The organism is Lysinibacillus sp. SGAir0095, assembly GCF_005491425.1.
GTDB lineage: Bacteria > Bacillota > Bacilli > Bacillales_A > Planococcaceae > Ureibacillus.
Window position 1 is genome coordinate 3,493,088 of the sequence record NZ_CP028083.1, and the last position, 12,778, is coordinate 3,505,865.

9 protein-coding genes are annotated in these 12,778 nt (G+C 37.4%); 1 reads left to right on the top strand and 8 read right to left on the bottom strand.

Going from position 1 to position 12,778, the window contains the following annotated elements; all coding sequences use genetic code 11:
- Nucleotides 1-46: 46 nt before the first annotated feature.
- Nucleotides 47-379 carry a magnetosome magnetite crystal formation protein family gene (locus C1N55_RS17295; RefSeq protein WP_137729954.1) on the top strand — a complete coding sequence of 111 codons (333 nt, stop codon included), beginning with the start codon at nucleotides 47-49 and terminating at the stop codon, nucleotides 377-379.
- A 194-nt stretch (nucleotides 380-573) separates the two neighbouring features.
- Here C1N55_RS17295 and C1N55_RS17300 read toward each other — a convergent pair whose 3' ends face one another.
- The 8 genes from C1N55_RS17300 to C1N55_RS17335 all read right to left on the bottom strand — a co-directional run bounded on the left by C1N55_RS17300 (nucleotide 574) and on the right by C1N55_RS17335 (nucleotide 12,743).
- The gene (locus tag C1N55_RS17300; protein WP_137729955.1) at nucleotides 574-3,651 is read right to left on the bottom strand and encodes an AAA family ATPase; all 3,078 of its coding nucleotides are present in this window, start codon (nucleotides 3,649-3,651) and stop codon (nucleotides 574-576) included.
- Nucleotides 3,648-4,817: an exonuclease SbcCD subunit D gene (locus C1N55_RS17305; protein WP_137729956.1), complete on the bottom strand. Its 1,170-nt coding sequence runs from the start codon at nucleotides 4,815-4,817 to the stop codon at nucleotides 3,648-3,650. Before C1N55_RS17305 ends, C1N55_RS17300 begins: the two co-directional genes overlap by 4 nt.
- Before the next feature lie 147 nt (nucleotides 4,818-4,964).
- A complete protein-coding gene (locus tag C1N55_RS17310) occupies nucleotides 4,965-6,194 on the bottom strand; it encodes an aminopeptidase (RefSeq protein WP_137729957.1) in 1,230 nt (409 codons plus the stop codon).
- 1 nt (nucleotide 6,195) lies between these two features.
- Entirely contained in the window at nucleotides 6,196-7,344 is a 1,149-nt protein-coding gene (locus C1N55_RS17315; RefSeq protein ID WP_137729958.1) for a DEAD/DEAH box helicase, read from the bottom strand.
- A gap of 378 nt (nucleotides 7,345-7,722) precedes the next feature.
- Nucleotides 7,723-8,433, bottom strand: coding sequence for a cysteate racemase (locus C1N55_RS17320; RefSeq protein WP_137729959.1), 711 nt, complete (start codon nucleotides 8,431-8,433; stop codon nucleotides 7,723-7,725).
- Nucleotides 8,430-9,650, bottom strand: coding sequence for a carboxylate--amine ligase (locus C1N55_RS17325; protein ID WP_137729960.1), 1,221 nt, complete (start codon nucleotides 9,648-9,650; stop codon nucleotides 8,430-8,432). Before C1N55_RS17325 ends, C1N55_RS17320 begins: the two co-directional genes overlap by 4 nt.
- Before the next feature lie 392 nt (nucleotides 9,651-10,042).
- A complete protein-coding gene (locus C1N55_RS17330) occupies nucleotides 10,043-11,224 on the bottom strand; it encodes an acetyl-CoA C-acetyltransferase (RefSeq protein ID WP_137729961.1) in 1,182 nt (393 codons plus the stop codon).
- A gap of 16 nt (nucleotides 11,225-11,240) precedes the next feature.
- Nucleotides 11,241-12,743, bottom strand: a complete 1,503-nt coding sequence (locus C1N55_RS17335; protein WP_137729962.1) for a class I adenylate-forming enzyme family protein — start codon at nucleotides 12,741-12,743, stop codon at nucleotides 11,241-11,243.
- Between the last annotated feature and the right edge of the window lie 35 nt (nucleotides 12,744-12,778).

Consider the following 12,778-nt stretch of genomic DNA (forward strand, 5'->3'; position numbering starts at 1 on the left):
GTCAATCACTTCCATATATAATTAAAAATTATAACGAGGTGAATACATGGAAAATAATAATAAAATACTTTCTGCCATTTGTTATGTTAGTTTATTGTTTGCACCTTTTTTATTGCCTATTATCGTTTACTTCGTCATTAAAGATAAAGAAGTAAAGTACCATGCAAAACGCGCAATGCTATCACACTCCATTCCCACAGTTCTTTCTATTCTTTTAGTTATCTTGGGGTTAATCGGCGTATTTTCTATGAACTATGACAATATGAACGGATACATTATGAAGATGTTCATTTTGATGGGAATTTATTTTGCTATCACGATCGGAGTGATCATTTGGAATTTAGTTCAAGCCTATCGAGTTTTCCGGGTAGGTTTCTAAAGTACCTTTTAAGGGTATAGTTCTTATAAAGGTGAAGGAGTGCATTATCTATGAAATTGGGAAAAACCATAAAAACGATTATGAAGGTGGCACCAATTGTATATCCCATAATCAAAAAAGTAATGGATAAGAAAAAATCATCAAGGACAGGCTATAAAATAAACGGCAGAGACTACTAAGGTCTCCGCCGTTTTTTACTTAAGCAGAAAGGACGTTTTACTATAGCCCTCTTTTAATTTTTCGACCTGTAAAATGGCAGGAATTGCTGCTTTCAACTCGGATACGTGTGAGATAACGCCAATGATTCGTCCGGATTTTTGAAGATCAATCAATGTATCAATTGCTTTCATTAGGGATTCTTCATCTAAGGAGCCAAAACCTTCATCGATAAACATCGTATCGATTTTCACATTCCCTCGGAAGCTTTGAATTACATCCGCCATTCCTAGAGCCAGACATAAGGAAGCATTAAACTTCTCTCCACCGGATAACGATTTAACATCTCGCGATTGACCTGTATACGTATCGTACACATCTAGGCTTAAACCACTTTGGCGTCCGTGGGATTCCTGTCTATCTGAACATTGTAAATAATATTGTCCATTTGATAGATTTTTTAATCGAATATTGGCCGCTTCTGTAATTTGTTCTAAATAACCCATTTGTACATATCGTTCAAAGGATATTTTTTTACCATTTTGACCGCGCAATAGATTGTATAAATCGATTATTTGACTAGACATCTCCTCAAGCTGGAATATCTTATCTGCAACGTGATCTAATTTCTCGGAGAAGTCTATGGCTTGGCGTTCATATTCGAGTGAGCGATTAAGTGTTTGAAGCGTATTTTCATATTCGAGCTTTAATGTATTTAACGCCTCTTCAATTTTTGCTAAATCTACTTTTTCTTTTCCTTCCAGCTCTTCACTCTCTTGCTCAACTTGAGTAATTATTGTATGAAGCACTTTCGAAAACTCCATATATTGATTCTGGAGATGATTAATTTGGAAATCATCTCGAATAGCAGACTCAAAATGCTTATAGTTCTCAAAGGCAGCTTCATGCATTGCCCGTTTAAACTCTTCTTTTGCTCGGTGAAGCTTTTCTTCAAGATTCTCAATTTGTTTTGCTGTTTGGTTTACAACTTCTTCTGTTGTAGCAACATACTTCTCCACCTCATGTAAATGCTTTTGCACCTTTTCCCATTGAGAAAATAAAGTTAGCTTATGCTGTTCAGAATCTGCAATTGCCTTGTGTAATTGTGAAATATGCTGTAATTCACTTGGTATAGACTTTTGCTGTTCTGTTAAAACTGTACTTTCCTTTAAAAGTTGTTCTTTCGTTTGATGGTGTTTTCCTTCTAGCTGTCTTTGTCTTCCTTCTAATTGTTCAAGTACTAATTTCAACTGTTTTTGATTCTTTTTATAGGCTACTAGTTTTGCATCGTCATTTTTCAGTTGCTCAATTGTTAGATTCAAATTATTGAACTGTTGAACAAACTGCTGTTCTTTTTCTGGTGTTGCATGATGTCTTTCAAGCTCTTGTTCACATTGAGTTACTCTTGCTTTAAGGGCGCTTATATTTGCTTCATCTCTATACTTCTTTTGCTCAACTTCGGCAAGACTTGCCTTTAACTTTTTAATAGTTGCTTCATCAACAATCTCAGTATGTTCAGCAAGGATCTGCCCATGTTCTTTGCTGCCGCAGACAGGACAAGGTGACCCAGGAACTAAACTAGCTGCTAGTCGTGATGCCTGGTTCGTTAGCCATTTTCCTTCTTCTAATTCGTAAGTTTCTTGTGCAATCTCGTATTCTTTTTCCACTTGATTTGCATTCGCTTGTAGGCCATTCAAGTCATTTTTCAACTGATTATAGTTTGAAAATAGGTTAATCACTTCTTTTAAGTTACTTTGCTGTTCTAGAAGCTCCTTGAAGTTTTCCGTTTTCTCTTCTAGCTGTTCGATTAGCTGGTTAAGCTGAACATCTTTTTCCTTTTCCCCATTAAACTCTTGCTCAATTTTTGCTAAAGCAGTTCGAGCGTCCTTTTCAGCAAGCTGTAGAGACTGAACCTTTTTGCTTAATGCTTCAATTTGTTCATAACGCGGTAATAATTTTTGAAGATCATTTAAATGTTGAGCTGCATGATCACGTTCCTGTTGTTTAGCACTCTCTATCTCAAACGCTATATTTGCTTCCGACAGATTCTTTTTAGCCACTTCTAAGCTTTGCTTTACACTTTCTAAATGGCTTTGCTTTTCCACCTTTTCTTTGTGTAATGCATGGCATTGTTGATTTAATGGCTGAATCTTGCTCGCACGAATGGCCGCTTCATATTCATTTTTCATTTGTTCGTGAATTGGTTTTTGTTGTTCTAATTCTTTAAGCTTTTGCTTTTTCTTTTCATAGTTATCAATTCGGTCATTTATTGCCTTATTATGTACAAATAGATTGTACTGTTCATCATGTTTTTTAACGGCTTTGGCATAGAGTTTTTTGTCTTCTACAATTTTTTCTTTATAATAATTAATTTCCTCATCCAGTGCATCTTGAATTTGATAGACATTTGACTCTTGCGCTAAGACAGCAAACAATAAGGAATCTCTTTTTGGCAAGGTTCCTTCAATTTGAGCGATATAGCTATTTTTCAAAGTACGGGCACGATCTAATTCTGTCTCTGCTTTTCGTTTCTTTTCCTCAAGCTTTTGAGTCATTTCACCATAACGATTGGTTTTGAAAATTTTACGTAAGATTTCTTCTTTATTATCTGATTGCGAGGTTAATAGCTTACGGAATTCCCCTTGCGGAAGCATGACAATTTGATTGAACTGATCATAAGATAATCCAATAAGTTCCTCAATTTTTTGATTGATATCCGTTACTCTTTGTCGTTCCACCGAAGCTACTTCTTGTCCATCATTTTGCAATTCAAACAGCTCATATTTCTCCCCGGTAGCTGTTTTCCGCCCTTCCTTTACATGTGAAAGCTGGCGTAAAACACGGTAGGTTTTCTCATGGATCTCAAACACTAATTCAACCGCAGTGTGAACTGAATCTTCGGCAAAGTCACTTCTTAATGTTTTCGTCTCTTTACGATCCTGTCCACTTCCAAAGCCATATAAAGCAAAGCAAATGCCATCAAAGATCGTTGTTTTGCCCGCTCCTGTAGAACCTGAAATGACAAATAATCGGTTGTCTTTTAGCTCCTTGAAATCAATAACTTCCTCACTTTTATATGGCCCAAAAGCTCTCATTGTTAGTTTAATTGGCTTCATCTTGCTACCACCTCTTTCGTTTCACGTTCTTCACTTAGCAGCTCCTGTAAAACCTCTTCAAACAATTGCTGAGCTATTTCACTTGGCTCCTGTCCTACTATTTCTTTATGGAAAGCCTTAAATAGGCTGAAGTCATCCAACTGCTCTCTTCGAACAATAGCTGCTTCCCCTTCAATTGTTTCTCTTGGAAGTGCTTTACGCTCGACATGCATTGCATTTGGATAAACTGTACGAATTTGCTCCATTGCACCTACCACTGGCGTTTTGTCGGTTAATCGAACAAATACATAATCCTCGTTTACAGGTGTTCTTAATATCTCTTGAATGGAGCCTTCAACAATTCTTAAATCTCTTCTTGGTTTAAATGGACGCTTCTCGATTGAAACTTGTCCTTCTTGGTCTAACTCTACAATTAAATAACCCTTTTCATGATTCTCTTCCGAAGACGAATATTTTAAAGGTGATCCTGAATAGCGGATTTTTTCATTTAACACATAATGTGCTTTATGCAGATGTCCCAGTGCTGTGTAATGGAATGAATTAAAGTATTCCGCACTTACACACTCCGATCCGCCAATTGCTAATGGTCGCTCTGAGTCACTAGTATTTTCTATTTTTTCACCATACGGGGTTACAAAGGCATGTCCAATAAATACATGTCTTTTGGAGTTGTCCATCTTTTCTTCTATCTTTTCTACTATTTTTTTCATCGCATCATCGTGGGTACTAATGGAGTCGTCCTCAAATAAACTTTTCACTGTAGAAGGTTCAGCAAAAGGTACTAAATGGAAATGAACATCTCCAAACCCATCATTTAGAATAATAGGTTCTAGATTCTTTATATCTCCCGAAATGTGCAAGCCCGTTTCCTTCATCAATTTGCTTCCAAATTGAAGTCGCGTCGGGCTATCATGATTTCCCGCAATACTTAGCACAGGCACTTTACGTTTCAACACGATTTCTGCTAATATCTCGTCCAATAAATCAACAGCTTCCACCGGAGGAAGTGCACGGTCATATAAGTCGCCAGCAATAATTACAGCATCTGGTTGTTCTTCATCAATAGCTTGCAAAAATTGCTCCAATACATAGCGTTGGTCGTCCGTCATATATACACCTTGTACCAGCTTTCCTAAATGCCAATCAGCAGTATGAAATAGTTTCATTACACTAAAACCTCCATTTGAAATGTTTTTTCTATTATAACATCTTTCGATAAAAAAAGACTGATTTCTACGAACAAGCATTCGTAAAAATCAGTCGTATTTTCAATGTAAATTTTGGTTATTACTCAACTTTTCGTTGGGCCACCATTAAAATGCCCAATTCCCTTTTCGGAAGATTGGTTGCTCTGTTCCATCTGGCAATATACCATCAATGTCCATTTCTCCACTACCTATCATGAAGTCAACATGAGTAATTGACACGTTAATCCCTAGAGCTTCTAATTGGCCTTCCTCAAGATCTTGACCACCTTCAAAGCATGTTGGGTATGCTTCACCGATTGCTAGATGGTTTGAGGCATTTTCATCAAATAAAGTGTTGTAATATAAAATTCCTGATTCTGAAATCGGCGACTTGTGTGGAACTAAGGCCACCTCACCTAAGAAGGAAGACCCTTCATCTGAAGTGATTAATTCTTGCAGTAAATCATTTCCTACTTCAGCACGTGCTTCAACAATTTTACCTTTTTCGAACTTTAAAGAGAATTGATCAATAATATTCCCTTGATATGCTAAAGGCTTCGTACTACTTACAACCCCATTTACCCCATATTTAGCAGGTAAAGTAAACACTTCTTCAGTTGGCATATTGGCAATGAATGTTGTTCCTTGCGGAGTATTGCTGCTGCCAGAAATCCATAAATGCTTTTCGGGAAGCTCAATTGTTAAGTCCGTTCCAGGTGCTTTATAATGAAGTTTTGAAATTTTCATCTTGTTAAGTTGAGCTGCACGATCTTGTAATGTCTCAATATGTTGTACCCAATTACTCACAGCATCACCCTCACCAATGCGAACTGTTTTGAAAATTGCTTCCCATAAAGCAGGCATTTGCTCCGATTCAGGTAAATCCGGGAACACCTTTGCAGCCCATTTTTTAGATGGAACTGCAATAATTGACCAAGCAATTTCGTCGTTCATAATGGCTTTGCGATAGCGAACTAATGCTGTACCTGACGCTTTCTCCTGCGCAGATATGCGTGAGGAAGGAATTCCTGCCAGTAAATCCGGGTCCTCCGCATCAATCCATAAAAGTGCACCTTTTCGTTCAATCAATTCGTGTCTTTGAGCAACAGTCCATTTCGGAAACTTGCTAAATTCCTCTTCACCACCGAATTCATAAAATGAACGTGTAATATCAGGGTCTGTCAAGTTGACCTGAACTCTACCTGCCCCAGCTTCATAAGCTTTTTTTACGACGATACGTGTAAATTCGAGTGTATCTGTAGAAGTATTGATTAATAAATATTGCCCCTTTTGAATGTTCACGCCAATTTTTACTGCTAATTCGGCATATTGCTCTAATTTCTCCTCAAAAGTCATCCTAATTCCCTCTCTTTTGTGTAACTGTTTTTGAGTTACCTTCCACGATATTCCCCATATTCCAAACTTTTTGAACTGCTTTTACCTTCATTTCTCGTGTTAGCTTTTTATAGTCCTTTTCATCTTTGTAAGAAAGCAACGTTAGTACTTCACCATCTGCTCCGGCACGTCCAGTTCGGCCAGAACGATGTGTATATTGTTCGATTGTACGTGGAACATCCACATGAATCACATGTGTTAGCCCTTCAATATCTAATCCACGAGCAGCAATATCAGTGGCAATTAGTATACGAGCTTCCCCTTTTCTAAATGCATCTAATGCCTTTTTACGTTCTTCTTTTTTCATATCGGAATGAAGTGTTACAACTTTTGCATCACGATATTTTAATTTCGTTTCTTTCATTAGTACTTGATCGATATTATTTACAAATGCTAATCCATGTAGATCTTCGATATTGGCAAGTCTACGAAGCATATCCGTTTTATCTCGCTCATCTACCTTGATAAAGGAATGTTCTACCTTCCCAACTTGAACCATGTCTTCAGGTTTAATCTCGATATGAATTGGTTCAAACATCAAACGACTTGCGACTAGCTTGATTTCTTCTGTAATCGTTGCAGAAACCACTACCACCTGTCTTCCGTAAGCCGCCCCTTCGATAAAGGATTTAACAGTTACACGGTATTCACGACTTAATAATTGGTCACATTCATCTAGTACAACGATTTGAATTTCTTTTAGCTTTAATTTATTTGCTCTTGCTAGTTCGTTTAAACGTCCTGGTGTTCCAACAACGATTGTTGGTTTTTTCTTTAGTTTTTCAATTTGGCGAGCAGAGTTAGCGCCCCCGATTAGTTGCTGTACTGTTATGTCTGAACCTGCAGTCCATTCACGAATAACCTCAACGATTTGCATTGCCAGCTCTTGTGAGGGAGCAACAATTAGGGCCTGTGTTTGTTTTTTGCTACCATCTACTTTATTTAATATTGGTAGTACATATGCCAATGTTTTGCCTGATCCTGTTGGAGATTCTGCCACAACGTCTTTGCCCTCGAGCATTGCTGGAATCATTTCGTCCTGAACCTTCATTGTTGTTTCATAATTCCATTTGTTTTGTAATGTTTCGTTTAATAAATTGATTACGGACATGATTAGTTTACCTACCTTTAGTTACTTGCGTATAGTGTACCATAATTTGATTACTTTACTCGATATTGGCACGTTTTTTCTATCCTGTGTGAAGGAATTTGAACGCTCTAGGACACAATTCAAAACCTATCTATTAAAACTAAGAGATGTGCTAATAAAAATTCTAATTAATCGATTATTATGTGAGCGCTCTAAGCACACAAGTCGCTCAAGCCAAATTGTTGTTGTCTCTACGACTTGTCTCCCGAGGCCAATTAGATGTTGGTCAGGCTGCGAGTCCTAACACTTTCTGTATATCACTTAAGATTATTTCCTTTATCTATACTACTTACACACAAATTAAAATTCCGAAAAAAAACCTGCCTATAAAAGGCAGGCTTAGATTTTAACCGGCGTATTTAGTTCGTAGCCGCATGCAATGATTGCACTTTCGGCTAGAACCATTAGTGAATCGATGTAACGGTTATCTAACTTTAAATCTTTATTTACAATGGAAAGCTCAGTACATCCCAAAATAATTTTGTCACAGTCTAGTTGAAGCATGGCTTGCTCAATTACATTCCATTGATGTACAGAAACTTCTTTTCCAGCCTTCACGTAATCATAGATGATTGACATCACTTGTTTTTGAATTACCATATCCGGAACGACCGGTTCAATATCTTGCTCGATTAATGCTTGTTGGTAAACACCCGAAGCAAGTGTGCCATCTGTTGCTAAAACACCAACACGTTTTGCACCTGTAGAAGCAGCTCTTATTGCAGTTTCCCGAATCATATGCAGTACAGGGACTGGGGAAGCTGATTGTAATTCTTCATAAAATGTATGTGCCGTATTACAAGGAATACAAATCAAATCTGCACCAGAATTTGCTAATTTAGCAGCATCTTTTATTAAATATGGGACTGGATTTTCATTAGTTTGGTCTAGAATATACGCTGTACGATCTGGAATCGAAGTATCATTATCTATGATTGTATGCACATGCTCCTGATCTTTTGTGGCACTCGTTCGGCGGACAATCATCTCGCCGATAAACATCGTTGCTAACGGACCGACACCACCGATAATACCTAATGTTTTTCTCATTCTTCCAAACCTTTTTTATTGAAATATTTTTTATACTTACGATAGTAGTTTAAATTATTTAAAGTTATTTTAACCCAACGTTTTAAATTCATGTCCTCTTTATAGAATAAAGAGTTTGTCCATTTCCCTTGACGAATTAAGCTTTTTGCTTCAATTTTCATTTTCTCATTCGATGCATATTTAAATAAAACACCTTTTGGAATAATCATCCACAAATGGTTGTTATCAGCATAAGTTAACTCTTGTTTTATGTTCAACATACGATCGTCCGCTACGTACTTCATTAAGTTATAGCCTGCAGCAGTTACGAAATAACTAGAACGGCCGTTACGAAGGTTAATTTCGAATAGCTTGTACTCACCATCACGCGCATCGTACTTCATATCGAAGTTGGCAAAACCAGTGTAGCCGATATCCTCTAAGAAATGACGAACTTTATCCATTAGCTTTTCATCATAAGTTGTAATGATTGCTGCGTAACTTCCGATACCATCTGGTGAATGCTCCTCTAAGATTGGATTACCTAGACACATTAATTTTACTTTACCATCTTTACCTACATAAGCATTCAGAACACGCATATAAGAATCGTCACCCGGTATAAATTCCTGAACGATCATCGTATCTTGATAGCTTGATGCGTAGATAGCTTTTAATATAGCTGTTTTTTCAGCTTCATCATGTGCTACAAACACTTTCTTTTTTCCTGGGAAGCTACAAGCCCAGTAAGCAACAGAGTTAGATGCTTTTAAGATGATTGGATATTCAAATGGTGGCGTGAATTCCTGATAATTTTCAGCAGTAACCGTTGTTGTACCAGGGTATTTGAAGTTATACTTCTCACACATTTTATAGAAGTTTTCTTTTAATAGAATTTGATCCATTAAAGATTCATCTATGTATGGCACTGTAAAGTATTTTTCTAATTCTTGTTTATTTTTAATAATTAGCTTTGCATAGTCATCCCCGCAAGCTAACAATAATAATTTTTTATCTGGATATTGTTTTGCAACTTTTTCCAGTGCAGGCACAAAGACATCCTGTTGGTTTAAATTCGCGATTTCCTGGAAATATAAGATTCGGCTATCTTGAGTCGCCGTTAAATGCGAACGTCCAAGAATAAGGGGCTTTATGCCATACGCTTCGTAAAATGCACGAGCCATACCGTAAGCGTTCATATCAGAGCCTAATAATATTGGTAAAAATGGTTGTTCCATTATCTTTCATCTCACTTTAATTGTTATAGTATTTAAGAGATTAAATGTACACAAAAGCTTATTGGTACATTCTAATTCAGCATGAAAAATTATGTTAATTTTATCAATCTAAATGTTAGTTTAACACATTTTGTTAATATGTTAATATGCATCCTTTACTAAAACATCACTTCTTAATATTCCTGTAAAATATGAAAAAAACGAATCTCCTATTTTAAACTTTCAAAGGTTTCTAAAACCGTTAGCTATAATTAAATGAATGTACTTACAAAAGTAAATCATCTAAATTATACCCTTTTCATTAACTTTTCAACTTAAATTCATATAACTCTATACGTAAAAAAGGACTTAAAAGTTCCGATTGAAACTTCTAAGTCCATTAAGTACTAGATTTAAATTGATTCAATTACAAGGGCAATTCCTTGGCCACCGCCAATACATAGGCTTACTACTGCATATTTTCCACCACGGCGTTTTAATTCATAGCTACTTGCCAAGGCAATTCGTGTACCACTAGCACCAACAGGATGTCCCAGAGCAATTGCTCCCCCGTTTACATTTGTAATTTCACGGTTTAACCCAAGCTCTTTTTCAACAGCTAGATATTGAGCAGCAAAGGCTTCATTTACTTCTACTAAATCCATATCATCAATCGTTAAATTGGCTTTTTGTAATGCTTGATTGATAGCAGGAACAGGGCCTATCCCCATAATTGTTGGATCAACTCCGGCTACTCCCCATGAAATGATTCGCGCTATTGGCTGTAAATTATTTTCTTTTACCGCCTTTTCACTCGCAACTATTACTGAAGCAGCGCCATCATTAATACCTGATGCATTTCCAGCAGTAACAGATCCATCTTTTTTAAATGCTGGACGAAGTTTAGAGAGGCTTTCAACATTGGTTGCTTCCTTTATATGCTCATCCACTTCAATTGTCATTTCCCCTTTTCGCGTTTTTACCGAAACAGGGACAATTTCTTCTTTAAAGTAACCAGCTTCTCGTGCCTGCGCAGCTCTTTGATGTGATTGTACTGCAAACTCATCTTGTTCTTGACGAGAAATATCATAAATTTCAGCTAATTTCTCGGCTGTCATTCCCATTCCAGAACCCGTATATTGATCTGTTAAAGTAGCTTGCAACATATCAATGAATTGTAGGTTACCCAGTTTAGCTCCACTAAATCGTTGCTCAAAATTAGAGTATGGTGATTGCGACATGTTTTCAGTACCACCCGCCAGCACGATATCTGCTTCTCCAAGTAAAATATGTTGAGCGGCTGTGACAATCGATTGTAGCCCTGAACCACAAAGTCGATTTAATGTTAAGGCCGGCACTTCCTTTGGAACACCCGCTTTCAAACCAATATGGCGAGCTAAATACGCTGCATTAACATTGGTCGCAATAACACCGCCATATACAACATGATCCACTTGTCCGGGTTGTACATTTGCTCTTTTTAAGGCTTCAATTGCTGTTTGTGTACCAAGTTCGACTGCATCTATAGTGGCAAATGATCCACCAAAGGCTGTAAACGCAGTTCGTGCCCCCTCTACTAGATATACATTCTCCATTTGTATCCCCCTCGCTTTATTGTGCTGGTTCACTTACCTTAGGTCTTAACGTATGTTTTAACACTTTACCAGATGCATTGCGTGGTAACTCCGTCAAAAACTCTACTTCCATAGGGACCTTATATTTGGCTAACTGCGTTTCACAGTATGTTATTACTTCTTCTATAGTCAGGGATTGTTCTCCTTTTACTACAACGAAGGCTTTCGGCACTTCTCCGTATACTTCGTGTGGAATGCCTACAACTGCAGCCTCCAACACTTGCGGAACCTGATATAATACTTCCTCAACTTCGATTGGATAAATATTTTCGCCGCCTCGAATGATCATATCTTTCTTCCGGTCAACGATATATAAAAATCCTTCTTCGTCAAAACGCCCTAAATCTCCTGAATACAACCACCCATTTTGAATGGTCCTTGAAGTTTCTTCAGGATTGCGAAGATACCCTTTCATCACTTGAGGACCCTTCACACAAATTTCTCCTACTTCACCTAGAGCTACTTCCTCGCCTAAAGCATCTACTAGTTTAATTTCAGTGCGTGGTAAAGGTCTACCAACTGACCCAATTTTCTTTAATGCGTCTTGGTCTATTAAGGAAGACGCAGCAGGTGAATTCTCTGTTTGGCCGTAGCAATTTTGAACATTTACTTTTGGGAACGTATCCTTTAAACGCTTTACCAATTCGTATGGCATCGGTGCTGCACCATAAACAAACATTCTTAAATGTTCAAAACTATACCTTTGAAGCTCTGGTTTGTTTAGTAAAATAGTGTACATCGCCGGTACACCAAAGAAAATAGTAGCCTTTGTTTCGACTAAATTTTTTAATGTTCGATCTGGTGAAAATGCTTCTTCAATGATGACTGCTCCTCCACGATACATTGTTGGCACGGCAAATACATGACTTCCTGCACAATGGAAGAGCGGCGTACAAATATACATGCGATCCATGCTTGTCATTTTCATAGATTCGGACCAAATTTCAGCAGTCTCATAAACGTTTCTATGGGATAACTGCACCCCTTTTGGTTTTCCAGTTGTACCTGATGTATACATCACTACTGCAGTATCATCTGGTGCTAATGAGACAGAGTTAATATCGGTTGAATCCGCTTTTAATATTTCGCGAATTTTTGCTACATTGATTTTCTCTTTAAAGCTGTGAGTAGACGTGGCAATTGTTTGTTCAATTTTTTCATCAAAGAATAATAGCTTTGCCTCCGAATGTGAGAATATATATTCCACTTCAGGTGTGGCAAGCTTTGTGTTCACTGGCATAACCGTAAGTCCGGCTAATTGTACACCATAATAAACAGCCATAAATAAATCGGAATTCAGCATAAATTGAGCAACGATATCCCCCTTTTGATAACCTTGCTGTTGTAGATATCCCGCAATTTTTTGAGCATTCCTATATAGCTCGCTATATGTCCACTCATTCTCTTCAAAAGCAATTGCTAGTGTGTCAGGTGTACTTGTTGCATGCTGTTTTAAAACATTTAATATAAACATACACATCCCCCTTTTTTATGGTGAACAACAATGTCCCATTA